This is a genomic window from Thalassospira sp. NFXS8, assembly GCF_040148805.1.
In the GTDB taxonomy this organism is placed as follows: domain Bacteria; phylum Pseudomonadota; class Alphaproteobacteria; order Rhodospirillales; family Thalassospiraceae; genus Thalassospira.
In genome coordinates, this window is record NZ_JAGEMF010000001.1 from 1,612,220 (window position 1) to 1,637,636 (window position 25,417).

General features: G+C 54.6%; 22 protein-coding genes and 1 riboswitch. Of the genes, 12 read left to right on the top strand and 10 right to left on the bottom strand.

Going from position 1 to position 25,417, the window contains the following annotated elements; translation table 11 throughout:
• The first annotated feature begins 16 nt into the window (after window positions 1–16).
• Together J4E05_RS07330 and J4E05_RS07335 are read left to right on the top strand one after the other, a co-directional pair.
• Complete coding sequence (locus J4E05_RS07330; protein ID WP_349593845.1) at window positions 17–613, top strand: hypothetical protein; 597 nt, start codon at window positions 17–19, stop codon at window positions 611–613.
• Between the two features lie 176 nt (window positions 614–789).
• Window positions 790–1,296 carry a MarR family winged helix-turn-helix transcriptional regulator gene (locus J4E05_RS07335; RefSeq protein ID WP_085592509.1) on the top strand — a complete coding sequence of 169 codons (507 nt, stop codon included), beginning with the start codon at window positions 790–792 and terminating at the stop codon, window positions 1,294–1,296.
• Between the two features lie 57 nt (window positions 1,297–1,353).
• Here the strand turns inward: J4E05_RS07335 and J4E05_RS07340 are convergent, their stop codons facing one another.
• From J4E05_RS07340 to xseA, 3 genes are read right to left on the bottom strand one after another with little or no spacing between them, the layout of a single operon-like run.
• Window positions 1,354–2,943 (bottom strand): gamma-glutamyltransferase family protein, encoded by a 1,590-nt coding sequence (locus tag J4E05_RS07340; protein ID WP_349593848.1) that lies wholly within the window; start codon window positions 2,941–2,943, stop codon window positions 1,354–1,356.
• Window positions 2,940–3,797: a M23 family metallopeptidase gene (locus J4E05_RS07345; RefSeq protein ID WP_349593851.1), complete on the bottom strand. Its 858-nt coding sequence runs from the start codon at window positions 3,795–3,797 to the stop codon at window positions 2,940–2,942. The genes J4E05_RS07340 and J4E05_RS07345 overlap by 4 nt, the downstream gene beginning before the upstream one ends.
• Window positions 3,797–5,488, bottom strand: coding sequence for an exodeoxyribonuclease VII large subunit (xseA, locus tag J4E05_RS07350; RefSeq protein ID WP_349593854.1), 1,692 nt, complete (start codon window positions 5,486–5,488; stop codon window positions 3,797–3,799). The genes J4E05_RS07345 and xseA overlap by 1 nt, the downstream gene beginning before the upstream one ends.
• Before the next feature lie 122 nt (window positions 5,489–5,610).
• Here xseA and purD point away from each other — a divergent pair, with 122 nt between their 5' ends.
• From purD to J4E05_RS07370, 4 genes are all read left to right on the top strand, one after another.
• Window positions 5,611–6,894, top strand: a complete 1,284-nt coding sequence (gene purD / locus J4E05_RS07355) for a phosphoribosylamine--glycine ligase (protein WP_349593857.1) — start codon at window positions 5,611–5,613, stop codon at window positions 6,892–6,894.
• A gap of 133 nt (window positions 6,895–7,027) precedes the next feature.
• The gene (locus tag J4E05_RS07360; protein WP_349593860.1) at window positions 7,028–8,509 is read left to right on the top strand and encodes a sensor histidine kinase; all 1,482 of its coding nucleotides are present in this window, start codon (window positions 7,028–7,030) and stop codon (window positions 8,507–8,509) included.
• Entirely contained in the window at window positions 8,487–9,938 is a 1,452-nt protein-coding gene (locus J4E05_RS07365; RefSeq protein ID WP_349593862.1) for a sigma-54-dependent transcriptional regulator, read from the top strand. The genes J4E05_RS07360 and J4E05_RS07365 overlap by 23 nt, the downstream gene beginning before the upstream one ends.
• Before the next feature lie 249 nt (window positions 9,939–10,187).
• A complete protein-coding gene (locus J4E05_RS07370; protein ID WP_349593864.1) occupies window positions 10,188–10,928 on the top strand; it encodes a hypothetical protein in 741 nt (246 codons plus the stop codon).
• 52 nt (window positions 10,929–10,980) lie between these two features.
• Here J4E05_RS07370 and J4E05_RS07375 read toward each other — a convergent pair whose 3' ends face one another.
• From J4E05_RS07375 to J4E05_RS07395, 5 genes are all read right to left on the bottom strand, one after another.
• On the bottom strand, window positions 10,981–11,751 hold the full coding sequence (locus J4E05_RS07375) for an ABC transporter ATP-binding protein (protein ID WP_349593866.1): 771 nt from the start codon (window positions 11,749–11,751) through the stop codon (window positions 10,981–10,983).
• Window positions 11,748–12,782, bottom strand: coding sequence for a FecCD family ABC transporter permease (locus tag J4E05_RS07380; RefSeq protein ID WP_417844891.1), 1,035 nt, complete (start codon window positions 12,780–12,782; stop codon window positions 11,748–11,750). Before J4E05_RS07380 ends, J4E05_RS07375 begins: the two co-directional genes overlap by 4 nt.
• A 2-nt stretch (window positions 12,783–12,784) precedes the next feature.
• Window positions 12,785–13,810, bottom strand: coding sequence for an ABC transporter substrate-binding protein (locus tag J4E05_RS07385; protein ID WP_349593868.1), 1,026 nt, complete (start codon window positions 13,808–13,810; stop codon window positions 12,785–12,787).
• Window positions 13,811–13,971: 161 nt separating this feature from the next.
• A riboswitch (cobalamin riboswitch) is annotated at window positions 13,972–14,175 on the bottom strand.
• Between the two features lie 56 nt (window positions 14,176–14,231).
• The gene (locus tag J4E05_RS07390) at window positions 14,232–15,566 is read right to left on the bottom strand and encodes a type II toxin-antitoxin system HipA family toxin (protein WP_349593870.1); all 1,335 of its coding nucleotides are present in this window, start codon (window positions 15,564–15,566) and stop codon (window positions 14,232–14,234) included.
• On the bottom strand, window positions 15,563–15,817 hold the full coding sequence (locus tag J4E05_RS07395; RefSeq protein WP_349593872.1) for a helix-turn-helix domain-containing protein: 255 nt from the start codon (window positions 15,815–15,817) through the stop codon (window positions 15,563–15,565). Before J4E05_RS07395 ends, J4E05_RS07390 begins: the two co-directional genes overlap by 4 nt.
• A gap of 321 nt (window positions 15,818–16,138) precedes the next feature.
• On the opposite strand from J4E05_RS07395, the gene J4E05_RS07400 reads away from it, so the two are divergent.
• Window positions 16,139–17,746, top strand: a complete 1,608-nt coding sequence (locus J4E05_RS07400) for an OpgD/OpgG family glucan biosynthesis protein (RefSeq protein WP_349593874.1) — start codon at window positions 16,139–16,141, stop codon at window positions 17,744–17,746.
• Between the two features lie 88 nt (window positions 17,747–17,834).
• Here J4E05_RS07400 and J4E05_RS07405 read toward each other — a convergent pair whose 3' ends face one another.
• Window positions 17,835–19,343: a DASS family sodium-coupled anion symporter gene (locus J4E05_RS07405; protein ID WP_349593877.1), complete on the bottom strand. Its 1,509-nt coding sequence runs from the start codon at window positions 19,341–19,343 to the stop codon at window positions 17,835–17,837.
• A 271-nt stretch (window positions 19,344–19,614) separates the two neighbouring features.
• Here J4E05_RS07405 and J4E05_RS07410 point away from each other — a divergent pair, with 271 nt between their 5' ends.
• Both J4E05_RS07410 and J4E05_RS07415 read left to right on the top strand, forming a co-directional pair.
• The gene (locus J4E05_RS07410; RefSeq protein ID WP_349593880.1) at window positions 19,615–20,550 is read left to right on the top strand and encodes an AraC family transcriptional regulator; all 936 of its coding nucleotides are present in this window, start codon (window positions 19,615–19,617) and stop codon (window positions 20,548–20,550) included.
• 105 nt (window positions 20,551–20,655) lie between these two features.
• A complete protein-coding gene (locus J4E05_RS07415; RefSeq protein WP_349593882.1) occupies window positions 20,656–21,405 on the top strand; it encodes an SDR family oxidoreductase in 750 nt (249 codons plus the stop codon).
• Window positions 21,406–21,514: 109 nt separating this feature from the next.
• On the opposite strand, the gene J4E05_RS07420 is transcribed toward J4E05_RS07415, so the two are convergent.
• Complete coding sequence (locus J4E05_RS07420) at window positions 21,515–21,967, bottom strand: nucleoside deaminase (protein WP_085592482.1); 453 nt, start codon at window positions 21,965–21,967, stop codon at window positions 21,515–21,517.
• A gap of 236 nt (window positions 21,968–22,203) precedes the next feature.
• Between J4E05_RS07420 and J4E05_RS07425 the strand changes: the two genes are divergently transcribed.
• Genes J4E05_RS07425 through rsmD form a run of 3 tightly spaced genes read left to right on the top strand, consistent with a single transcriptional unit; the run spans window position 22,204 to window position 25,393 of the window.
• Complete coding sequence (locus J4E05_RS07425; RefSeq protein WP_349593886.1) at window positions 22,204–22,932, top strand: gamma-glutamyl-gamma-aminobutyrate hydrolase family protein; 729 nt, start codon at window positions 22,204–22,206, stop codon at window positions 22,930–22,932.
• On the top strand, window positions 22,929–24,821 hold the full coding sequence (locus tag J4E05_RS07430) for a pseudouridine synthase (RefSeq protein WP_349593889.1): 1,893 nt from the start codon (window positions 22,929–22,931) through the stop codon (window positions 24,819–24,821). Before J4E05_RS07425 ends, J4E05_RS07430 begins: the two co-directional genes overlap by 4 nt.
• The gene (gene rsmD / locus J4E05_RS07435; RefSeq protein ID WP_349593892.1) at window positions 24,821–25,393 is read left to right on the top strand and encodes a 16S rRNA (guanine(966)-N(2))-methyltransferase RsmD; all 573 of its coding nucleotides are present in this window, start codon (window positions 24,821–24,823) and stop codon (window positions 25,391–25,393) included. The genes J4E05_RS07430 and rsmD overlap by 1 nt, the downstream gene beginning before the upstream one ends.
• The last annotated feature ends 24 nt before the right edge of the window (window positions 25,394–25,417 follow it).

Genomic DNA, 25,417 nt, shown 5'->3' on the forward strand with positions numbered 1-25,417 from the left:
GATGAAGGACAATGCCGTGCGCATGCGACTGCTGACCGGTATGGTGCTGGTAATCCTGTTTGTGATGCCTTTTGCCCACAGCGGTATGGCATCGGAACAAAGCGACATTCGCAACAACGCGATACAGTTACGCCTGACGATTGCCCGCTTTGATCTTGATTTGCAAAAACGCATCCGGGATGCCCTGCAAGCTGCGCCAGACCGTGTTATTCACTGCAAAAACGGCCCCGATACCCTGGCAAACTGCTTTGCCGGGCCGTATCGCAACCTTGCCCGGCCCGCTGTTACCCTGAAATCGGGCAGCATTGATCAGGATGCTGCATCAACACCTTTAAATGATGTGCGCACCGCCGAGGAACGTTATGCGCTTTATAACGAACGCATGAACAAAACCAATGATCTGCTATCGCGGGCCGGGTTACCCCTGTACATACCGCAGCGCGACCTGACCCCCGATATTGACGATTTACGCAAGCGCATCCTGACTTATATGGAAAACCGCCAGACCAGTGATCTGCGGTACGAAAAGTTTTATCTTATTCTTGGTGTCCTTGCGGTATTGTCGGCAATATTTGGCGCATTATATTTATTATTGCGCCGCTTTAAGGGATAGACTGGCAACGAATAGCCGCCATGACCGTTTGGGGTAGCAAATTATATTCAATTTAATTGATTTTCACCCCAAAGACCGCTAACCGGTAACCCTTAGATGGCCCGTCGCGGCCTTTAAGATCACGTCTTGGTTCCGACGGGTTTGACCCTACGTTCTACAGTACAAAAGGTTTTACATTGGAAAACCAGCAACCATATTGGCAGGATGTTCTGGTAACCTTGCGGCAGATTATTCGCGCTACCGATTTGCATTCCAAACGCATGATGAAAATTTGCGGACTGACCATTCCGCAGGTGATGGTTTTACGGGCGATTGATGAATTGCAAAATGTAACCGTACGCCGCATTTCCAATCATGTTTCGCTAAGTCAGGCGACCGTCACCACCATATTAAACCGCCTTGAACAACGTGGTTTAATGGAACGGCGCAGATCCACCACCGACAAACGCGTGGTAAATACCGTACTGACCGATAGCGGACGCGAAATCATCGCCAATGCCCCCGATCTGTTGCAGGAAGAATTTATTCGCCAGTTCGAGGAAATGCCAGCCTGGGAAAAAACCCAGATGCTGTCCTCGCTGCAACGGGTGGCAACCATGATGCATGCTGAAAAAATAGATGCGTCGCCGCTTCTTGATGTTGCGGCCGTTATTTCGCCCGATCAAAACAGCTCGGCAGCATAAAACATTTACCGACGATCAAAACCGACAACCATAAACGTAGCCACACACAGGATGTGTTCAGGGCACGATAAAATGGTGACCATTGCGCCGTGAATCACCCGCAGCCACCAGCTTGTCGCCTTTTGCGTTTAAAGCCGCCGCATGTACGCCGCCAAAAAACATATCGCTTTCCTGCCAGCGATGTTGTTCGTTCAGGCGCAACTGGTCCAGAATGGCAAGGTCGAAGCCCGGTTCAATGGACAACAATCCGTCGTCAAAATGCATTCTGGGTGCGGCAATCGCATCTTCCAGTGACATGCCAAACACATCAAGGTTCAACAATACCTGCATCATGGTCGAACGGATACGGTTTGACCCGCCAGACCCCAACGCCACCGCCGTGCCATCCTGCGCCAAATACAAGGCTGGCGTCATCATTGATGTCATGCGTACGCCACAAGGCCAGGTGTGAAAGCCGTCGGGCGATAAATCAGCCTCGCCCAGCATGTTATTAAGCAAAACACCTCGGCCCGGTATCATCCGCCCCGAAGTCGAGCCATTTGACAAGGTTGCTGCCGCCAGATTGCCAAACTGGTCCACCACTGAAATATGGGTGGTACCGTTTTGGGTTAAGGGCCGGTCGCCGATCAGGCTTCGATACCCTTCACAAAATTCATCCCCCAATATCGACGGGGCAGCCCCGTATTCGCCCCGGACAACCGACGTTGTTCGCAAAATTTCGGATATCGCATCAAGATGGCGGGCATCGCCAAAATCACCCAGTTCCAAATCGCGCGCCAGTTTCAAACCAAACCCGGCCAAAACCCCGCCCGATGCCGGCGGCGGGTTTAAAACAAAACGCCCGTTACGCCCGCTGACCAGCAACGGGTCGCGCACCAAAACGCGATACGACGCCAAGTCATCGCCGGTAATATAACCACCATTGTCACGACAGGCCGAAATCAGGGTTTGGGCAATATCGCCCTGATAAAAGCTGCCCGCACCGCTTTTTGCCAGTTCTTCAATCGTCGTGGCCAGTTGCGATTGAACGTGGAGGTCACCCGCGTTCGCCACGCGAAACGCAGTGCCGGCGCCATCACCTTCTGCCTGTTGCAAGTCGCCTTTGGCACCATAAATTGCCCGGGTTTCTTCGCAAAACCCCAGTAACGGGGTTACAATATTCATAACGTAATTCTGGAAATCATCGATGACGACACCGTCACGGGCCAGTTTGCAGGCCGACTGCGCCAAATCGGCCATCGGCAAATGGCACAAATCGCCATGCACCGCAAATAACCCGGCAACCATACCCGGTGTTGCCACAGCCCCGTAACCGCCATGAAATTCCTGCGTTACACCCCCCGCAAAACGGGCGATACAGCTTTCAAATTCAAGGCTTTCACCCGGGCGTTTGGCGAGCGGTGTTTCGACAAAAAAATCATATAACCGGGGTGTTTTCCCTGCGGGTCGGGCCATTAAAAAACCGCCACCACCTAACGATGCCAGCACCGGTTCCGCCACACAGGCCGCCCACATTGCAGCAATAATCGCATCAAAGGCCGTGCCCCCCGCCTCAAGCACGTCCTGTGCGGCGCGGGCTGTTTGTTCGTGCCCGGCGGCTACGGCACCCCGGGTATGGCAGGTTTCATCGCCCCGGTGAGGTGTCATTTTTTCGCCCCCGCCAAAACCTGTTCCATCGGTGGCACCAGCAAGGCCGCATCAATGCGGGTTGGGCCAACATTTACCCGCCAGTCCAGATGCGGCCCGGTGGCACGGCCACTGGCCCCCGAATGCGCCACCACATCGCCCTGATGCACCACATCGCCAACTTTGACGTCAATTTTCGACAAATGCAAAAAGGCCGAAACAACGCCAAGGCCATGATCAATAAACAATGTTGCGCCCGAAAAATACATATCGGGATGGGCAAGGGTTACAACCCCGTCCGCCGGGGCAACAACGGGTGTTCCCATTGGTACCGCAACATCAACCCCCCAATGGGCCGCGCGCGGTTGGCCGTTTAAAATGCGTTGCGATCCATAAACCCCGCTAATGCGCCCGGTCGCGGGCCAGATAAAGCCGGATTTATAATATTCAGTGGCAAATCGTTCGGTGCGGGCTTCGCGGGCCTGGCGGGAATCATCCTTGATCCGGTCCATCACTGCCGGGTCCGGCGTCACCATTTTGGGCGGCAAACCATCAATACGCTGAATGTTAAATTCGCGGTGTTTGATCGGATAGGTGAATTGTTCGGTGCTGCCATCGGCATGGGTCAATGTCAGGGTTGCCGGGCCTTGATAATCGCGTTCAAATCCCAGGGCAAAATTGCCATCCGGGGCGATTGTATCAATCTTTTCGCCGTCCAGCATCACGCTGGTGCCCGGCGTTGTCTGACCAAAGACAACCCCGCCCTGGCTAAACGCACCTTTAAATTCCGGCGCGCCGGCCTGTGCGGGCATTCCCGCCGCCGTCATTCCGGCCAGCACGGTTGCAATAAATGCCAGTTTCGTTACCCAACGCATTATAACAGGCTCCCTTGGCGGTCATCATCTTTGGGGCGCGGATCTTTTTTGCGCCGGGGTTTTTCAGGTTTCGGTCGACCTTGCGCGTCATCATCCGGCGACGTTTTCACCGATTCTGCATCTGCATCCGATGCTAGGTTGTTTTGCCCGTCAGGCGGGGTTTGGGTACTGCCGCCTGTAACTGCATGACCGGCCACCACATTGGCAACACCGTCCTGCATTTCCAGAACATATCCTTCCCCGTCGACAAGTGATGCTGCCTGTGCGCGTAATTTACCGTTCCGGTCACGGACCACGGCGAAACCGCGTTTTAAAACATTGCGGTACGAATAACTTTCCAGCAGCCGGTCATAGCGAGCCAGCCCGTCTTTTTCGCGGGTGATGGTGTTTTTTACCGCGGCATTCAGCCGTGAGGCCAGGTCGGCCACATGTTTACGTTCGCGGTTAATATCGCGGGTCGCATTGCCGGGGCGCAACCCTGCCGCCGTCTGGTCCAGCCGGGCTTTCTGGCTTTGTACCCGCGCACTGATGGCACCCTCCAGCCGCAGCCGGGCATTTTCCAAACGCCCCCGTTTTTCCGACAATTGTTCGCGCGGGCTGACCAGCCGGGCACTGGTTTCGTTCAACCGCGATTTTGCCTGTTGCAACATCGCCTGTGCCGCACGCGGCAACCGATCGGACCAGTTATCTAGCATCTGGGCACGGTCTTCGAGCATTCGTTTCGGGTCGCCCAACCCACGCCCGGCACTATCAAGGGCGATACGTTTTTCTGCCCCCAGTCGCCGAACGGCCTGCGCCAGCCGCTGCCCGTCGTCGTTGACCTGTGCCAATAAATCCAGCCGTACCGGCACTGCCTTTTCCGCCGCCCCCGTCGGGGTTGGCGCGCGCAGATCGGATACATAATCAATCAGGGTGGTATCGGTTTCGTGGCCTACCGCCGAAATAACCGGAATGGTCGATTCCGCCACCGCACGGGCAACGATTTCCTCGTTAAAGGCCCACAAATCTTCCAGCGAGCCGCCTCCACGCGCCACAATCAGCACATCGGGGCGGGGAATATCGCCATACGGCAGTAATTCGTTAAAGCCGCGCACGGCATGGGCTACCTGCTCGGCTGCCCCCTTGCCCTGCACCATAACCGGCCACAATAACACCCGGCGTGGAAACCGTTCGCGCAGGCGATGCATAATATCGCGAATCACCGCCCCCGTGGGCGAGGTGACAATACCGATAACATCGGGCAAAAAGGGAATCGGACGTTTACGGTCAGCTTCGAACAGGCCCTCGGCAGCCAGTTTTTTCTTGCGGTCTTCCAGCAATTTCAACAGGGCGCCTTCACCGGCCACTTCCATGCTGTCGATCACGATCTGGTATTTCGACCGGCCGGGAAAAGTGGTGAGACGCCCGGTAACAATCACTTCCATGCCGTCTTCGGGCTGCACACCAAGTTTACCTGCGGCCCCGCGCCAGCACACGGCATCAAGTACCGCACTGTCATCCTTAAGCGCCAAATACAAATGGCCGCTGGATGCCCGTTTGAAACCTGAAATTTCGCCGCGCACCCGGACAAAGGAAAAGGCATCCTCGACCGTGCGTTTCAGCGCGTTGGACAAATCGGAAACCGAAAATTCCGGCAGATTGCCAGATTGTTGCGGTTGCGGTGCATATGGGTCGAACAAATCTTGCGTCATCAAGGGTACTTTATGCTAAAAGCCCGCGTGAATTATTAACGCGGTTACGTAAAACATTACGCAGTGGAGATGTGAAGCCTAAAGGATCACATCTGGACCATCAAGCAGTCGGGGTAAAAGTCATGAAAGTTCTGGTCGTTGGCGGCGGTGGACGGGAACACGCATTATGCTGGGCAATTGCACGCAGCCCGCGTTTGACCAAACTTTGGTGCGCACCGGGTAATGCCGGGATCGCCGATTCTGCGCAATGTGTTGCCATTGCCGATAGCGATATGGACGGCCTGGTAAAATTTGCCACCGATCATAAGGTTGACCTGGTGGTGGTTGGCCCCGAAGCGCCACTGGTTGCCGGTTTGGGTGACGCGTTGGCAGCTGCCGGTATTAAGTATTTTGGCTGCACCGGGGCCGCTGCCCAGCTTGAAGGTTCCAAGGGTTTCATGAAGGACATGGTCGCCAAATTTGGCGTACCAACGGCTGGTTATGGCCGCTTTACCAATCGTGACGACGCCCGCGCATTTGTTGAAAAAACCGGCGCGCCCATCGTGATCAAAACCGATGGCCTGGCCGCAGGCAAGGGTGTGACCATTTGTGAAACCATCGCTGACGCCTATGCCGCCATTGATGACGCCATGATTGGCGGCAAATTTGGGGATGCCGGGGCCGAACTGGTGATTGAGGAATTTTTACGCGGTGAAGAAGCATCATTTTTTGCCGTGTGCGATGGCAAAAATGTAATTCCGCTGATTGCGGCACAGGACCATAAAGCCGTTGGCGAAGGCGACACCGGCCCCAATACCGGCGGCATGGGGGCCTATTCCCCGGCACCGGTATTTACCAAAACGGTTGAAGATCGCGTAATGCGCGACATTATCGTGCCCACGGTCGAGGGCATGGCCGCCGAAGGACACCCGTTTAGCGGCGTTTTGTTTGCCGGACTGATGATTGACGAGAACGAAAACCCGAAACTGATTGAATATAACATCCGTTTTGGCGACCCGGAATGCCAGGTTTTGATGAGCCTTCTTAAATCCGACGTGCTGGATATTCTGGAAGCATCAGCCAACGAAACGCTGGATCAGGTTACCCCGCAATGGCATGACGAAACCGCCCTTGTGGTCGTGATGGCCGCCAAAGGCTACCCGGGATCGTATGAAAAAGGCAGCGAAATTAAAAACATTGATGCCGCCAATGCCATGGAAAACGTTAAGGTTTTACACGCTGGCACCAAAATGGATGGCGATAAGCTAACCGCAACCGGCGGCCGGGTTCTGGGTGTGACGGCACGCGGCACCAGCGTTGGCGATGCTCAGAAACGCGCCTATGAAGCCGTTGATGCCATTGATTGGGACGGTGGTTTTTGCCGCCGCGATATTGGCTGGCGTGCAATTGCCCGCGAACAGGCCTGATCTGCCAAAACGGCGAACATCGGTTTGCCTTAATCTGTTCCTATGAAACGAATCGCCTCCTGTTTTCACGATCCTGAACCGGCCCCCGGTTTTCAGGATCGTGAACTTCATTTCGTTTCAAGGAAACCCGCCTATGCCCCCTGCTTACGCAAGGCCAATGTCGGCGCGCACCACATTGTTGCAGCCTCTTCGGGTGTCGGTGGCACTGGCAACCATTGCCCTTATCCTGTCACTTGGGTTTCTTGCCTTAACAGCGTGGCATTCGGCCTATCGGCTTAGCCCGCTTGAAAATCACATTCGTCAAATTCAGGGTTTACAGCAAACCGACATTGCCATCGGCAAATTACTGACCCGTCACCTTGGCAGTCACCAACCGCCAACGGCGATGGAACTGGCACATATCCGCGCCGATCTGGACGATTTATTGCAGCAAAACGGGCAATTATCACCCAAAACGCCCGAAAACCTGCGAATGGCGTCAGATTATCTTTCCTTGCCAATTGATAACCCCAGCAGCAACCTGATTGGTGCCTTGTCCCTGATCCGCAAGGTTTTGACACAGGAAAACGCCCTGCAACAGCAGGCAATAAAAACGGCCCGCCAGTCGGCCGATCAGGAATTTACCATCGCCCTAATCGCCTTGATCGCAACCCCGATCCTTGCCATTGCCGTGATGATATGGTTTCGCCGCCGGGCGTTTCGCGCAGTTAGCAGACTTTCGGAATTATTAGATAACGTTGCCAGTTTGCGATTTGTCGAAATCGGGCCGGTATCGGAAAACGACCCGCTCGCGCCGATCTATGACCACTATAATGAAATGACGGCCAGCCTGCGCACAGTAGCGCAGCAAAGCCGAGACCATACCGACCAGCTTGAAAACCAGGTGCGTGCCGCATCCGAAACCTTGTTACGCCAACAGGCAGAGCTTGAAAACGGGGCAAAAATGGCCGCGATTGGCGAATTTTCCGCCCGACTTGCCCATGAACTGCGTAACCCGGTATCGGGTATTTCAATGGCCCTGCGCAATATGGAAATTGAAACCGAAGACCCCGACCACCGCGAACGCCTGGGCCTGATTGCCGGGGAAATGGACCGGGTAACGCGATTGTTAAATTCATTACTGCAAAACAAATCCTTTACCTTGGAAACGCCGGTGCAGGTATCAAGCGACCAATTGGTTGGCGATGTGGTTAAATTGTTTGGCTATCGCCTGCCCACGCATATTTCAATCAAGGTCCACAGCGAAAATTACACTATCGTTCTGCCGCGCGACACGGTACGTCAGGTCTTGCTTAATCTGTTGAAAAACTCGTGCGAGGCGCTGGGTGACCAGCCAGGCACCATTACTGTTTCCTTTGACGTTGCGAAAAACACAGCCCGCCTGACCGTCGCCGACACCGGACCGGGATATTCCGATGCTCTGTTGACGCGGGGTATTCGGCCGTTTCAAACGGGCAAGACGGATGGCGTGGGCCTTGGCCTGTCGATTGTGCAACATCTGGTACATGGCGCGGGCGGCACCCTTCACTTTGATCGCAACACCAATGGCGGCGCCAAAACCGTTATCGAATTCCCCTGCGAGGAGCCTGATCATGCGCACCATCACCATCATTGAAGATGAAAAATTGCTGGGCAGCGAACTTAAACGCCGGTTCGAGCGCGAAGGATGGTCCGTCACATTATCGCCAACACTGGCCGATGCCCGGCGATTAATTATGGAACTTGATTTCAGCCCGTCGATTGTTCTGTCTGATATGAACCTGCCCGACGGCAACGGACTGGATTTTTTAGAAGAAGTGCGCGAACACGGTGGCCGATCGGAATGGATTTTTCTGTCGGGTTATGGATCACGGCAGGATATTGCCCGGGCCGCAAAGCTGGGGGCGCTGGATTTTCTGGCAAAACCGCTGGATTACCACAAGCTGGACCTGACAATTGCCACCGCAACGCGTGGGGCACGTGCCCGCCAGCGCATCACAGATACAGCCCGAACAGGGGCGCAAAAATACAGCCCCGACAGCTTTATAGGCGACAGTCCTGCGGCCACACAGGTGCGCACCATGTTGGGCCAGCTTGCCACCATTCCGATCACCAGCATTTTGCTGGGCGGCGAAACCGGCACTGGCAAGGGTTTGGTTGCCAAAATACTGCATTATGCCGGCCAACGCGCCGAAGGGCCCTTTGTGGATTTAAACTGTGCTGCCATTCCGCGTGACATGCTGGAATCCGAACTGTTTGGCCACGAACCCGGGGCCTTTACCGGGGCCAAGGGCCGTCATCGTGGCCTGATGGAACAGGCCGATGGCGGCACCCTGTTTTTAGATGAAATTGGCGAAATGGATATTGGCCTGCAATCCAAATTGCTAAAGGCGATTGAAGAACAAAGTTTTCGCCGGGTGGGCGGCGAGGAAAAAATATCGGTCGATATTCAGTTAATTGCCGCATCAAACCGCGACTTGCGCGCGGCATCCGATCAGGGCGATTTCCGCCGCGATCTCTATCACCGCATATCTGTTTTTGAATTGCGCTTGCCCAGCCTGCGCGAACGGCCAAACGACATTGCCAGCATTGTCACCACCCTTTTTACCGAATTTAACGCCCGGTCGGGCAAACAGGTCAGCATCTTGCCACCGCCCATTCTTGAAACCCTGCAATCCTATAGCTGGCCGGGGAACGTGCGTGAATTACGCAATGTGATCGAACGTTCGGTGATGCTGGCGACCGGGCCGGAACTGCCCCGCGAATGGTTGGGCATAGCGCCTGACAGTACTACTGCGTCACCCGCAACACCGGTTGCCCCACACCGGCAATCTGGCCCCGCCCCCATCGCCCCGGCCGATGCGACGTTGCACGATCCCGACGGGCTAACATTGCCACTTGATGGATCAATGACGCTTGATGACATGGAAGAATGCATTATTCGCACCGTGCTGGAACGCCATAATTACAATGTGATGGCCGCCGTTCGTGCGCTGGGCACCACGCGAGAAACCCTGCGTTATCGCATTCGTAAATACGGGCTGGAGGCCCTGGTGAACGCCTAAGCGGGCAATACAACCGGGCCAACCACCACATCACCCCCAAAATTGGTGGTAATATCCACCAATGCCCGGCGTCAAACTGGCACCATTTATAAATATCATTTAAAATCAAATAGTTAAATTCTGGCACGGTCCCTGCAAAATAAAGATCAGATGTCGCAGAAAACGACATACGGAACGGCCCACAAACGACACCCATCGCGGACCTTCTGATCATTATCTTTATCGGGTTTTGTAAAAAGGACTAAAGCCATGAAAAACGTTACCCGCAAATTTGCCATTGCCACCCTGGCTTTTGGTGTTTCTGCCGCCTTTGTTCCGGCCTTTGCCAATGCTGCCAGTGCAAGCCCCTATCAGGCAATTGTGCCCAACAATACCGCTGGCAAACATGGGGCGGAAAAAGAATATGAAATCTGGCTGGCGGCACACCCGGATACAAATACTTCCGACCAGAACAGCCCGGCCCACATCAGCCACGAAGTTGTTCCAAACAATATCAGCGGGCCGCACCGCGCGCGCAAGGAAACCGATATTTATGACGCCAAACAGGCCAAACTGCCCCAGCCGGACGTCAACAGCCCGGCCATTCAGGCCCAGTTTTCACAGGAAGGGCAAACTGTTTTACAGCAGGTTCATCAGGCCCGCGTCGCCCTTGCCAAAAATGACCGGGTAACAGCGAAAAAGCTGTTGCACAATGCCCGCGCCACAATGGCAAACATGTATGACGAAGGCGCAAGCGGCAATCTTGTGATCAATGGTCAATTGGTAATGGATCAGGATCTTGTCGTTCCGCAGGACAGCACAGGCACCAAGGTTGCCTTTAACAAGGTTATCATGCCGTTTTCCGAAACCCTTGGCGATTTGAACCTGGCCTATACCCAGTTGATCAACAGCCAGCCGCAAGACGCCAATAAAACGCTGGGGCTGGTCGAACGCAACCTGAGCGTTCAGTCCGCCCTGGTCACCCAGGCCCCGACCACAGCCAAATCATAACCGGACTGAAATCGTCGCATCAAAATACCGGGTGGAAACACCCGGTATTTGCCTATTTGTCAAACGCGGCGTGATAACGGATAAAACAGTTACCGTCATTGTCCTGCTCAACCTGGGCTGACACGCCAAAAACATCGCGCAGCATGGTTTTGGTCAATATCTCGGGCACCGTGCCAAGCCCCACCAGTACGCCGTGGTTCATCACGGCAATACGGTCACAAAACAGGGCTGCATGGTTCAAATCATGCAGGGCGGCAACCACCGTTACCGGCAATGTGCGCACCAGTTCCAGCAGACCAAGTTGATGGCGAATATCAAGATGATTGGTTGGTTCATCAAGCAGCAGAAATTTGGGTTCCTGTGCCAACGCACGGGCAATGTGAACCCGCTGTTTTTCCCCGCCCGACAAAGTCTGCCAGTGACGGTCTGCCATATGCGCCATATCCACATCGGCCAATGCCTGTGCCACCAGGTCATCATCGTGTGATGTCCAGGGCGACAACATGCTTAAATATGGTGTGCGCCCCAACGAAACCGCTTCGCGTACCGTTAAACGGTCGGTGGTATCGGCCTGCTGTTCGACAAAGCCAATATGTTGCGCCAGCTTACGACGGCCGTGCCTGTGCATGTCCTGGCGGCTTAACAATGCCCGCCCGCGATCCGGGCGACGAATGCCCGACAGAATTGACATCAAACTGGTTTTACCTGACCCGTTCGGGCCAATCAGGCCTAAAAACTCGCCCGGTATAACTTCAAGCGAAACCCCCTTGATAATCTGGCGGTATCCGGCGAACCATTCCACATCCTGCAATTCCAAACTCATCGCAAAACCCTTCGATGACATAGAATCAGGGCAAAGGCCGGTGCCCCAACAAGGGCCGTTACCACGCCAATTGGCACCACCTGGCCTGGCACAATGATGCGGGAAATAACATCGGCACTAATAAGAAAAAGCGCCCCGATCAAGGCCGATAAAGGCAATAACAAACCATGGCGTGCCCCGACAAAAAACCGCGCGGCATGGGGAATAACCAAACCGACAAAACCAATAGAACCAACAATGCTGACCATAACCGCCGTCATCATCGCCGACGACCCGATTAACACCACATAAACCCGCCGCACCGGAATACCCAGCGATGCCGCTGATTCCCGGCCAAATGTAAAAGCATCAAGCGCACGGGCATACCACAAACACACCAGCAAACCGCATATTACCGCAGGCAATGCCAACCACACATCGGGCCAGCGCACCCCGCTTAGATTTCCTAGCAACCAAAACATAATGCCGCGCGCCTGTTCGGCATTGGCTGATTTGGTGACGATAAACGATGTCAGGGCGTTAAACATTTGCGACCCGGCGATGCCGGCCAAAATAATTGCGCCGGTGCCCCGCCCGGCCTGAAGGGCCAGTAAACTGACAAAGGCAAAAGCCGCCACGGCACCGCCAAATGCGCCCAACGACAAGGAAACCATGCCCCCGCCAAGCCCGAGAATAACCACACTGACAGCCCCGGTAGATGCCCCGGCTGATATGCCCAGTAAATAGGGATCGGCCAAACTGTTGCGCAAAAGGGCTTGCAACACCACACCAGAAACGGCCAACCCGGCCCCGCAACACGCGGCCACCACGGCCCGGCTAAGGCGGTAATTCCAGATAATACCGGAATCGATGGCATCGACATGACGATTGGCATCGAACAAATGATTTGCCAGCGTATCAAGCACCGTCCGGACCGGGATTGACGTTTCACCCACCGAGGCGGCAAATGCCAATGCCGCACAAAGCAGCATCAGCGCGGCCAAAGCCGCGCCAATACGGTGCCAGAAGGCAGGATGTTTAAACAAACCCACGCTTACTGATCTAGCCCAAAGGCCTTGATCGCCTTTGCCAGGTTTTCAATCCCGGCAATGGTCCGAATTGTAGGGTTCATCGACTGGGCATCCATCACGACAATATGGTTATTCCGCACTGCTTTCATCTGGCTGGCAACCGGGTCAGACTTCAGAAACTGCATTTTCAGTTCCCAGTTATCGGCCGGGAAACGACGGCGTTCCATTTTGCCGATCACGATAATGTCGGGGTCGGCCCGGGCAATGGTTTCCCAGCCGACGGTGGGCCATTCGTCGTTACTTTTGATAACGTTTTCAATGCCCAATATGTTTGAAATATAGCCTGGCGCCCCCTTTTGCCCGGCAACGTACGGGTCGATCTGCAATTCTGCACTGGAAAACCAGTAAACAACCGATATGTGGTGCCCGCCAATATTGGCAACGGTTTCGCGGGCAGCTTTCTCGCGCTGTTTTAGGTCCGCAATCAGATCGGCCCCACGTTTTTCAACGTTAAATATCTTCGAAAAGTCTTCAATTTCCTGGTAAATGCTGGTCATGGCAAAGGCGTCTTCGCGGGTGCCATCACCACCTGTGGTATTATCCTTGCCCACACAATCGGCCGGGGCGGTATAAACCGGTATGCCCAGTTCACCAAACTGGTCGATCGTGCCAACGGCCCCATTTGGCCCGACATGCCATTGAAACTGGGTTGTTACCAGATCAGGCTTTTGCCCGACCACACTTTCAAATGACGGGTCATTATCGGCCAGACGGGGAATTTTGCTGTTCACGTCGGCAAATTCCGGCATTACCGGGTCAATCCACACCGCCGTTCCCACAACCGCGTCCGCCAGCCCCAGCAGGTATAAAACCTCGGTATTGCTTTGCCCCAGCGACACAACACGCTGCGGGGCCTGGTCAAACGTAAGGGTTCGACCACAATTTTCGATGGTCAACGGATAGGTGGTTGCCTGCGCCCCACCATTTGACAACAACATGCCTGCTGCAAACGCCCCGGCAGCAAGAACCTGTTTTAATTGGCTGGTCATTTCCAGTCCTTTCAAAGGAACACCAGTTACGCCAAACGACGTACCAGCGGGGAAACCGGAAAATCAATAGGAGGGCCCAATGCAATAAGCCAGGATCCACACGGAAACAGGGGTGCGGCATCAAAACCTGCGCAGGACAACTCCGGGGCACCCCGCCCAGTCTGTCGTTACGGTTGTCGGCAGGTCTCCTGGCTCGCGGGTCAAAACATGTTCCTGGCCTTCCCGGGGCAAATACCCCAGTGGCATTGATCAGGACATGCTCGCCGCATACAGTTGCGGGGGCAGCTTCGTTTGACTGCCTGGAAAATCAGGCAGCGTTGAATTCCCTTTTATCCAAAATGGATACCGACAAAAATGATGTCCCATAAGGACCGATCATCGTCAAGGCGTTTGATCACTCATGCCTGACGGGCATAAGCCTTCATGCGTCCAATTTCGCGTTGTGAGAAAGCCCCAAACCCAATATCCGGTGACGGGCCTTAATGCCATTCACAAGGGCATCACATAAATCCATCGGAAAATCATTGGGTAAAAGGGCGATTGTTTGATCAATTGCAGCAGGAACATCCTCGAAAATTCTGGTGAGGAGATCCAACACAAGGGAAACGCCAAAACCGGATTCCTTTGCGGATTGCAGGAAATGCAGCGATGTAATTTCATCAATGCGATAGTGTTTTTTTGCCCCGACAGACATTGCCAGCCGATACTGGCCATGCCGAATTTGCCCTTCATCAGCGGCCTGCTGCGCTGACAAAATATCGTATAAAGGCGTCATTACAAAACCGGCGCCGGGTTGTAAAAACAGGCTGAAGTTTTTGGCATGACCATCTGTTGCCCCTAAAATCCAGAACAAAATCTGAGCCTGAAAAAATACAAGCTGGTCATCGGTTGGCGTATTACTGCCAGCCAGCAACGCTGCACAGGATTTAACATCCGGTCCACCATCCGCCTGATATTTCTGACTGGGCGAATATTTCAGAGCCTGGCAAAAATCCTCCTGTGGCAGGCGGATCAGCTTGCCCTGACGGGTCCAGCGCCGATCAAACCGCTCGATAATCAAGGCCCGGGTATCGTCGAAATCATGGATTTCCACGTTGGCCACATTGGCCCCCATCGCGCGACAAAACTCCATGCAGAAAAACTCGTTCTCCACGCTGCGAGATAAATTAACCCCGTTTGGCAACTGGCCTAATTGTGTTTTCACAATATGCGTGGTTGGTGTCGCCCCCAAAGGACGCAACCATTTGCCATCTTTCCTTAATAGCGCGGTTTTTTCCTGTGCCCCGGCAATCGAAATTCTAAAATCATCTTCTTCAACGATGCCAAGTGGGGCTGTAGCAAGATTCTTGATCACGTCTGCAATTTGCGTGTCGCTCAGAACATCTCCATCCAGTGCCGGCGGCCCGGCCTCACCGTCATAATCGGCCAAAAATTGCAACGCCCCGACACAATCACGTCCGATTTTTTCCAGCATATGATACGCATCAGTCCCCTCTGCCCCTACCTTTGCGGCAACACGCTCCCGAATTTTCTGATTATCAGGAAGCAGATTTTCCAGATACGAAATAACCGGCGCACCAATATGGGCTTGCACCTGCAAAGGCAGTGACAGCGAAACTGGCAGGGCATATTCCCAATCCAGCCAGGTCTGATCGTATCGAAATGTCACCGCCCCGCTGGTTGCCATCACAATTTCGCCAACAAGCCGCCCATTCAGCACAACCGTCAAAGGTTTGTTACGTCTTGTCGGTTTCAAGAGAAAATGTCCTCTATGCTGGGTTGGTTTTCCTGAACGCGGTCCTGAACAACGAATTCAAGATCAAGGGCCGCCAGCACACTTAACACTGTGCGCATTTGCGTCCCCGGATCCCCGTTTTCCAGGGACGAAATCGTTGCCACCCTCAAATTGGTTCGCGCACTGACATCTTTTTGGGTCATGCCTTTGGCCTTGCGCACACGCCGCAAGGCATTACCAATCTGATCAGGCGTTCGGGCAGTAATTTTCATCGGGATCCTCAATATTACGCTATAGCGTAATTTATCTTATTTTACGCCATAGCGCAAATTTTATCATATTACGCTATAACGTAATTTATATACTTTTACGCTATGGCGTAATACAAAGCCTGACCCGAGCCGACATATTGCCTTTGCAACATCCGAGAAAATGTCAATCGCACAAAATGATGTGCTGCCATCTAAAACGGGATCAATTCAAAAACTTGCGCGTTGGTATATTTGGCCGCGAATTCGCCATGCTTTGTCCGAATTGCCACCACAGTATTTCGCAAGTTTGTGCAAATCAAAAATATAACAGGGATAATTTCGATGGACACTTCCGCACAGCGCCGACACTTTTTAAAGTCCGCTGCGGCTGCCGGTTTGATATTGCCGGGTATGTCGATGTGGCAACAGGCCTTTGCCGCCGATGCCGTTAAAAAGCTGGCACTGGGCAAAAAGCACAAATTCAGCTTTGATGCGCTGGTCGAGCGCGCCCGCAAAATGGCAGGCAAACCCTATGTTGCCCCGAAAACACCCGACAAGGCGATCCTTGAACAGATTGATTATGCCGAACATGGCAAACTGAAATACAAACGCGACTTTGCGCCTTTTTCTGACGGGTCAGGCACCTATCCGGTCACCTATTTCCATATGGGGCAGTTTTTCCAGAAACCGGTGCATATGTACCTTTTGGAAAACGGCATGTCGCAGGAAGTCGAATATAAAACCGATTATTTCGAAATGCCCGAAAACAGCCCGGCACGCAAACTGTCGGAAAATATCGGTTTCGCCGGTTTCCGCCTGCATGAAGACATTCACCGCGATGACTGGAAAACCCAGGACTGGGTTGCCTTTTTGGGCGCGTCCTATTTCCGCGCCATTGGCGATGAAGGGCAATATGGCCTCTCTGCGCGCGGCATTGCCATTAATACGGCCACCCCGCAGGGCGAGGAATTTCCCGATTTTACCGAGTTTTACATTGAACCCGCGAAAAGTGCCGAAGACCCGGTAACGGTTTATGCCCTGCTAGATGGCCCCAGCATCACTGGTGCTTACCGGTTTTACCTGACGCGCGACAAGGGTGTGACGATGGATGTGGAAAAATTCCTGTTCATTCGCAAGGACATTGAACGGTTTGGCGTTGCCCCGCTGACCAGCATGTTCTGGTATTCGGAGCAAAACCGCCCATTCCGCATGGACTGGCGCCCTGAAGTGCATGATTCAGACGGGCTGGCCTTATGGACCGGCGGCGGCGAACGCATATGGCGGCAACTTAACAACCCCGAATTTACCCGCGCATCGGCCTTTGGTGATGATAACCCGCGCGGCTTTGGCCTGATGCAACGCGACCGCGATGTCACCCATTACCTCGATGGTGTGATGTATCATCGCCGCCCCAGCCTGTGGGTCGAACCGCTGGGGGCCTGGGGCAAAGGGGCTGTGCAACTGGTCGAAATCCCCACCGACGATGAAATCCACGACAATATTGCCGCTTTCTGGGTGCCGGAGGCCCCGGCCAAGGCCGGGCAATCCTATCATTTCCGCTATCGGCTATATTGGCAGGCGCACACGCCTTATCCACTGGAAAAACTGGCCCATGTCAAGGCCACAAGGCTTGGCCGCGGCGGACAGGAAGGCCTGCCACGGCCCAAAGGCCTGACCAAATTTGTTGTTGATTTTGAAGGCGACATTTTGGGAACACTGGCCTATGGCGAATATCCCGAAGCGATTATTTCGGTATCACGCGGCAAACTGTCGCGGATCAAAACAGAACCCATCCCCGACACCCGCCTGTGGCGCGCGATTTTCGACCTTGAAGTCGAAGGCAACGATCCCGTTGATATGCGGATGTATTTGAAACGCGGCGACGCCCCCTTGTCTGAAACCTGGATGTTCCAGCATTTACCGGGCCTAAAAAACTGGGATGAACAATAATCCCGGCTTGATCGATATCGTCGACATGTCAAGTACGAACCCGCCTTGCACAGGCGGGTTCGTGTGCTTTCTGGCCGCCTCGTCACAGCTAGGCAAGCCCCAGCCATTTCCAGTACGTGGCGGTAAAGACCAGCGTCAAACCATAGGCGATCACGGTTAACACCAGCCCGGTCCGGACAAAGTCCTTTACCGCGAAGGTATCTGTGCCATGCGCGACCATGCCCTGCGGCGAGTTGACCGGTAAAATAAAGCCGAAACTGACCACGAATTGCAGCAAAATGGTAGTGCCAAACACATTGACACTGCCATTATCCATTTGCTGGAGAACGGCAATGATAATCGGGATCATCGAGGATGCCAAAGCCGTGGCGCTGGCGAACCCCAAATGGATCACAATCAAAAATCCACCCAGAACCGCGACAATGCCCAAAGTACCAAAGCCCGACAGGCCAAATATATCAACCGCCGACTTTGCCAGCCACGACGCCGCCCCGGTACTCAGCAATGCGGACCCCAGACTGATACCAACCCCGAACAAAACAATGGTGCCCCAGGGAAATTTGGCATTGGCCTGTTTCCAGTTCATGACACCCACACCGGGCAACAGCAAAAATGTCACGGCAAGGACGGTCAAAGTTGCACTATCAAAATGATGCAGAACCCCTTCGGTTGCCCAGCAAAAAACCAGTAACAGGGAAACCACCAACAGGCGTTTTTCCGCCCCGGTCATGGGGCCTATTTCTTTAAGGGCGGCGGCCACACTTTCGCGCCCGCCTGGCACCGTGTCATGTTCTGGCGGCATCATCCGCATCATCACAAAATACAGTGCCACCGACATCAGCAGTGAAAACGGCGCTGCGGCAATAAACCAGTCCAGCCAGGTAATTTCGACGCCCAAAATCCGCTGTAAAAACCCGACAGCAACCATGTTCTGGGCTGCCGCTGTTTTAATACCGACATTCCAGATGCTGACAGCCTGAACCGTTGTCATAATCAGCAAACCGGCAAAGCGGCTTTGTTTACCCGCCCCAAACGTGGCCACAATCCCCATCATAATCGGGATAACGGCAGCGGCACGCGCCGTTGCACTGGGCACAAGAAATGCCAGCAAGGTGGCAACAACAATACTGCCAATCACAATATGACTTACCTTGGCCCCCACCTTGGACAATACCATCATCGCGATCCGGCGATCCAGCCCGGTCAGGGTCATGGCGGCGGATAACAGCAAGGCCGACGCCACGAGAATAAGCGCGCGGCTGCTAAACCCGGTAATGGCGGTGCCCAGCGCCTTGGATGTACCCAAGAGTGTGTCGCTATCGCCCACAGCGGGCGACAGGCCAAGCGTCACCGCAATCATGGCGGCGATCAGAATGGCACTTACGGCGAAATCGACCGCTTCTGTCACCCAGATAATGACGGCGAACATAAAAATCGCCAACATCCGCTGCCCGGCAATTGGCAGGCCCTCGGGTGTTGGCAGCAGCATGATTACGACAAAGGCCGCAATCGCCGCAATCAAACCAAAATTCAGCGCTTTTGCAGGCGCGCGAAAAGGTGTTTTATCCTTGTTGGCGGCAGGCGTTTTGTCAGACATCAAATTTCCATCCGTCTGTTTTGATCCCGATGATCAAAAACATGTTTCTGACAAACGTTTTATACCTGTTTTAAAACCGGTTTTCTGATCTGGCGCAGACAACCAAAAAATCTTTGCCGCCTGTTGGGGGCTTTGTCACCAAATGGGCCGGGTTTCATTGTTTTGTGGCTATAGGTCCATCGCTGTCCCTATAATCCAAATCGCGGTCATACCCGCATGGCGACAGGTATCAATGATATATCCCCATTCCCACATATAACTGGAATTACCGATGTCTGATCCTTTAGCCGAAATTGTCACGCTGCTGCAGCCCCAGGCACCTTTTTCAAAACTGGTCAAATCAAGCGGCGCATGGCGTGTTCAGCGCACAAATGTGGACCAGGTATATTATTGTCTGATCCTTACGGGCCAGGCCTGCCTTGAGGTTAACGGGAAACCCCCGTTAACCCTTAAACAAGGCGATTTCGCGCTTATTCCGGAAGCCTACAGTTTTGCCATGTCAAGCGTTACCCCCCCCAAACCGGAGGACGACCTTAGAAGCGTCCCGGTCAAACAGGACGACGGAACCTTCCGGTTAGGGGACCCGAACGTTCCGGTCGAAACACAACAGCTAATCGGATTTTGTGTTTTTGGCGCGCCCGATGCCTCCCTGCTGGTATCCCTGCTGCCCGATGTCATTGTCATTCGCGGGCAAAGCCGCATTCGTACCCTGGCAAAGCTGGTTGGCGACGAAGCGCGGGCCAACCGACCGGCCCGCGACATATTGCTCGAACGCCTGCTGGAAGCACTTTTAATTGAAACCTTGCGATCCGTCCCGGAAACAACCGCATCACCGGGCTTGCTCAAGGGGTTGTCCGACGACCGGTTAAACATTGCCTTGCGCTGCATGCACGCCAAACCGGACCAGAACTGGACCGTCGCCGAACTGGCAAAACAGGCCGGGTTATCGCGATCGGCATTCTTTGCACGCTTTAACAAAACACTTGGCATCGCCCCGATGGATTATCTTTTGCACTGGCGCATGACACTGGCAAAACAGATGTTGCGACAAACCAAATGTGGTGTTGCCGAAGTCGCCAACAAAGTTGGCTATGGTTCGGCCAGCGCATTTAGTGTGGCGTTTTCCCGCCATACCGGGTTCCCGCCGGCGCAATATGGCCGCCAGACCGATCTTATGGCAACAACCGAACCTGCCGAGCCGATATAACAGCGCAAATTGGACTAACTCTAACGTTTTATGGATTTCAGATTATAGAAGGTACGGATCCTTCATCCTATATCTTGGGCCTCATCACAACACAGAGGTCTTCCCATGAAAACAGTTCTGATTACAGGTTGCTCGTCCGGGTTTGGTCGCGATACCGCCAGCTATTTTCTGGCACAGGGGTGGCATGTTATCGCAACCATGCGCACCCCGAACGAAGATGTTTTGCCCAAATCCGACAAACTGCGCCTGATCAAACTTGATGTTACCAACGATGCCAGCATCGCCGCTGCCATCAGGGACGCCGGTAAAATTGATGTTCTGGTAAACAATGCCGGTATCGGCTGGCTGAACGCGGTTGAAGGCACATCAATGGAAATTGTGCGCCAGATTTTTGAAACCAACACCTTTGGCACCATCGCCATGACCAAAGCCGTTTTGCCACAATTTCGTGCCCAAGGCAGCGGCGTGATTATCAACGTTACATCGTCAGTCACGCTAAAGCCGTTACATTTGCTGTCGGTTTATACCGCCAGCAAGGCCGCGATTAACGGTTTTACCGAATCAATGGCGCTGGAACTTGAACCGTTCAACATTCAGGCCCGCATTGTGCTGCCTGGCCGCGCCCCGACCACACAATTTGGCGAAAACGCCCGCGCCCTCATGAGCAAGGAAGGGGGATTTCCCGACGCCTATGGCGAATTGGTACAGCAGGTTTTTGCAAACTTTGAACAGGAATCGCCCGACATGGTGACCCAATCGGATGATGTGGCAAAGGCGATATGGCGCGCCGCAACCGACCCGTCCTGCCCGGTTCGCCTGCCGGCTGGTGCGGATGCTGTCGCATTATCAAGCTAACTGCCCCGGTGCCATCCCTGACGGCCTCCACCCTGTGGCCCGGTATATTGCCGGGCCATTTCTGTATATTGATATTACAGCCCCACCGTACCCCGTTTTTTGCGTTCGGTTAACGCAGCGATCCAAAAAATTCCTTTAGCAAAGTGGCAGCCTCAATTTCACCAATGCCGCCATAAACCTCGGGCCGGTGATGGCAACTTGTGCTTTCAAACACACGCGGCCCGTGGTCTACCCCGCCGCCTTTGGGGTCATAGGCACCAAAATAAACCCGGCGAATGCGGGCAAAGGAAATGGCCGTTGCACACATCGGGCAAGGTTCAAGCGTGACATACAAATCGCAATTGGGCAGGCGCGGTTCGCCGCGCAATGCTGCTGCGGCGCGGATGGCAACAATTTCGGCGTGGGCCGTCGGGTCGTTGTTTTCCTCGGTCAGGTTACCGGCGCGGGCCAGAACCTCGCCCGTATCGGTATCAACAACCACAGCCCCCACCGGCACCTCACCGCGACGGGCGGCAGCACGGGCTTCCTGCAATGCCATATCCATGAAACTGTCTGCGCTCATCGCGTTCATCCCGCCTTGCTGATCTTGTTACGTCACGACCTGATATCATCCGATATCAGTCATGCCTTACCATCTGTTTTCATTTTGCGACACTGGCCCTATGATCAGGTCGGCAGATACTGCAAAACAGTGCAATTTACGCCCCATAGGGTCAAGAAGCCATAAAGTGTTGCCAAACTGGCCCCCATATAACGATTGCCATTGCCCATACCCCGACAGAAGGCTAAACAGCGCCCATGAACACACGTGTAAAAAAACCGATCATTGGCATTACCCTTGATTCCGAAGAACCCGGCGGGTATTCGAAATTTCCGTGGTATGCGCTGCGCCAGAACTATGCCGGGGCCGTTGTGGCCGCAGGCGGCATTCCCATGCCCCTGCCCCATGAAATTGATCTGGTGCCCGAATTACTTGATCTGATCGACGGACTGGTCGTAACCGGCGGGGCGTTTGATGTGGACCCGTCCCTGTTTGGGGCAACCGAACGCCACGATAGTGTAATTACCAAGGACCGCCGCACCAAATTTGAATGGGCCATGGCACAGGGCGCGCTGGATCGCGACATGCCGGTTCTGGGCATTTGCGGCGGCCAGCAACTTTTAAACGTTATTCTGGGCGGGTCGTTGATCCAGCATATTCCCGATACGGTGAAAAACTGCCTGCCCCACGAACAGCCTAACCCGCGCGACGAAGCCGGACACGACGTTAGCGTTGAAACCGGAACATTGCTGGCGCGGATTTGCGACAATGTTGACCATCTATCTGTAAATTCAGCCCATCATCAGGCCGTTGCCGATGTTGGGCCGAACGTGATTATCAATTCACGCGCCCCGGACGGTGTGATCGAAGGCATCGAACATCCCGGCTACCGTTATTGCCTTGGCGTACAATGGCATCCCGAATTTCACATCAGCACCGGAGATGCCAAAATCTTCGACGCCCTGATCATTGAGGCCCGAAAATGACCGACAAGGCAGATACCGCCCCGTCACAAACCGACATCCCTGCAAATATCGACGCCGAAGACGATTTCGACGCCGAAATGCCGCAGGATGATTTTGACGCCGACATCGATGGCGAAACCGACCTGGTTGAAGTCGAAATCCCCGAAGAAGACCTGCCGCGCGAACGCATTGCCAAACGCATTGCCCGTTCCGGTGTCTGTTCGCGCCGCGATGCCGAACAGCTGATTAAAACCGGCAAGGTCAAACTGAACGGCAGACGCCTGGATACCCCGGCTGTCACCGTGACCGACAACGATGTTATTCTGATCAACGAAAAACCGTTGCCGGAAAAACAGAAACCGCGCCTGTGGCGCCTGTTTAAAAAACGCGGCCTGGTGACCAGCCATCGCGACGAACAGGGCCGCGAAACCGTTTTTAACAGCCTGCCACCGCATGTTCCGCGTGTTATTTCGGTCGGCCGACTTGACCTTAACTCCGAAGGCCTGTTGTTGCTGACCAATGACGGCGAACTGGCCCGTTATCTTGAGCTTCCTGCCACTGGCTGGGCGCGGCGCTACCGCGTGCGTGTACATGGCTTTATCGATGATTCCAAACTTAAACAGCTCGCCGACGGCATCACCGTTGACGGTGTTAATTACGGATCGATTCAGGCGGAAGTAGACGTTCAAAAAGGCACCAATGCCTGGATGACGATTACGCTTCGCGAAGGCAAAAACCGCGAAATTCGCCGGGTTATGGAACATTTGGGCTGGCCGGTTACGCGCCTGATGCGCCTGTCCTATGGTCCCTTCCATCTGGGTAAAATGGCACCGGGCGACATTGAAGAAATTACCGGCAAGGTGATGAAAGAACAGCTTACCGGCTTCTTTGGGGGTGACGGCAGCAAAGCCGCAGCCAAGCGCGACAATGACAATCATGGCCAGGCCAAAGCCAAACCGAAAAAACCCAAAGCCCACCGCAAAACCCCGGCTCGCAGCGATAGCCGTGGTGGCCCGCGCGATGCAGATACGGGCACAAGCCTGAAAAGCACCGGTCCGCGCCCGTTCGAAAATGATAGCCGCAGCAGCGGATATAACGACCGCGCCCCTGCCGGGCGAGGCCGCGATAATGACCGTGATGATAATCGTGGCTTTGGCCGCGACGACAATACCCGCCGGGGCGCACCACAAAATCGCTCTTTCGGTGGCGGCAATGATCGTGGTGATCGCAATGACCGGTCCGGTAACGACACCCGTGGCGGATATAACGACCGCGCCCCCGCCGGGCGAGGCCGCGATAATGACCGTGATGAAAATCGTGGCTTTGGCCGCGACGATAATGCCCGCCGGGGCGCACCGCAGAACCGGTCTTTCGGTGGCGGCAATGATCGTGGTGATCGCAATGACCGGTCTGGCAACGACACCCGTGGCGGATATAACGACCGCACCCCCGCCGGGCGAGGCCGCGATAATGACCGTGATGATAATCGCGGCTTTGGCCGCGACGATAATGCCCGCCGGGGCGCACCACAAAATCGTTCTTTCGGTGGCGGCAATGATCGCAATGACAACGACAGCCGCGATGGTGGCTATCAGGGCCGGTCGTCCGGGCGAGGGCGTGATTCGCAAAACCGCGACAATAACACGGCGGGAAACCGCAGCTTTGGCGGGCAAGGGCAACCTTCCGGCCGCGGCGGAAACCCGCGCAACCGCGATGATGCCGGAGAAAACCGCGACAATACCAGCCGTCCCTTGAACAAGGGTCGTGGCCGTTATGCCGGTGGCAACGCCGGCGCAGGCAAACCGGCTGGCCGCCCCGGCGGCAATACCGGCAGCAAGCCTGCTGGCAACCGTCCGGCGGGACGAAACGGCCCCAAACCGGCAGGTAATGGCAAGCGAGGAGATCGTTAATGCGAATTGTTGGCGGAAGTCTTCGCGGGCGCACCCTGACCTGCCCCGCTGGCAGCGATGTGCGCCCGACACTGGATCGGGTGCGTGAATCGCTGTTTAACATTCTATCCCATGCCAGCCGCTGGTATGAAGATGGAGAAAACCCGTTACTGGACGGCATCGTGCTTGATGCTTTCGCCGGGTCCGGCGCGCTAGGGCTTGAAGCCCTGTCGCGCGGGGCGCAAAAGGCCGTGTTTTTTGACCGCGACGCCAAGGCACTGGCCGCGATTGAAGAAAACATTAAAACGCTGCGCCTTGAAGACCGGGCCACAACGCGCCGTGCCGATGCGACCAAACCGATCAAAAGCCATCAGGCCGCCAGCCTGATTTTTCTTGATCCGCCCTATCACAAGGAAATGATCACACCCAGCATTATTGCGCTGCGTGATGCGGGCTGGATTAACGATAAGACCCTGATCATTGCCGAACGCGCGCTCCGCGATCCCGGTGCCGACGTTCCTGGTATCGACTTGCTGGATTCCCGCAAATACGGGCGCTGCAAAATCGAAATCATGCGCCTGTTTGCTCAATAACAGGTGTCAAGCTGTGAATAAAAC

Coding starts and splice junctions, on each gene's coding strand:
- J4E05_RS07370 (WP_349593864.1), top strand. CDS start 10,188: ATGAAAAACGTTACCCGCAAATTTGCCATTGCCACCCTGGCTTTTGGT.
- J4E05_RS07385 (WP_349593868.1), bottom strand. CDS start 13,810: ATGACCAGCCAATTAAAACAGGTTCTTGCTGCCGGGGCGTTTGCAGCA.
- J4E05_RS07405 (WP_349593877.1), bottom strand. CDS start 19,343: ATGTCTGACAAAACGCCTGCCGCCAACAAGGATAAAACACCTTTTCGC.
- J4E05_RS07340 (WP_349593848.1), bottom strand. CDS start 2,943: ATGACACCTCACCGGGGCGATGAAACCTGCCATACCCGGGGTGCCGTA.
- J4E05_RS07425 (WP_349593886.1), top strand. CDS start 22,204: ATGAACACACGTGTAAAAAAACCGATCATTGGCATTACCCTTGATTCC.
- J4E05_RS07410 (WP_349593880.1), top strand. CDS start 19,615: ATGTCTGATCCTTTAGCCGAAATTGTCACGCTGCTGCAGCCCCAGGCA.
- purD (WP_349593857.1), top strand. CDS start 5,611: ATGAAAGTTCTGGTCGTTGGCGGCGGTGGACGGGAACACGCATTATGC.
- J4E05_RS07430 (WP_349593889.1), top strand. CDS start 22,929: ATGACCGACAAGGCAGATACCGCCCCGTCACAAACCGACATCCCTGCA.
- J4E05_RS07420 (WP_085592482.1), bottom strand. CDS start 21,967: ATGAGCGCAGACAGTTTCATGGATATGGCATTGCAGGAAGCCCGTGCT.
- xseA (WP_349593854.1), bottom strand. CDS start 5,488: ATGACGCAAGATTTGTTCGACCCATATGCACCGCAACCGCAACAATCT.
- J4E05_RS07345 (WP_349593851.1), bottom strand. CDS start 3,797: ATGCGTTGGGTAACGAAACTGGCATTTATTGCAACCGTGCTGGCCGGA.
- J4E05_RS07395 (WP_349593872.1), bottom strand. CDS start 15,817: ATGAAAATTACTGCCCGAACGCCTGATCAGATTGGTAATGCCTTGCGG.
- J4E05_RS07360 (WP_349593860.1), top strand. CDS start 7,028: ATGCCCCCTGCTTACGCAAGGCCAATGTCGGCGCGCACCACATTGTTG.
- J4E05_RS07365 (WP_349593862.1), top strand. CDS start 8,487: ATGCGCACCATCACCATCATTGAAGATGAAAAATTGCTGGGCAGCGAA.
- rsmD (WP_349593892.1), top strand. CDS start 24,821: ATGCGAATTGTTGGCGGAAGTCTTCGCGGGCGCACCCTGACCTGCCCC.
- J4E05_RS07415 (WP_349593882.1), top strand. CDS start 20,656: ATGAAAACAGTTCTGATTACAGGTTGCTCGTCCGGGTTTGGTCGCGAT.
- J4E05_RS07400 (WP_349593874.1), top strand. CDS start 16,139: ATGGACACTTCCGCACAGCGCCGACACTTTTTAAAGTCCGCTGCGGCT.
- J4E05_RS07375 (WP_349593866.1), bottom strand. CDS start 11,751: ATGAGTTTGGAATTGCAGGATGTGGAATGGTTCGCCGGATACCGCCAG.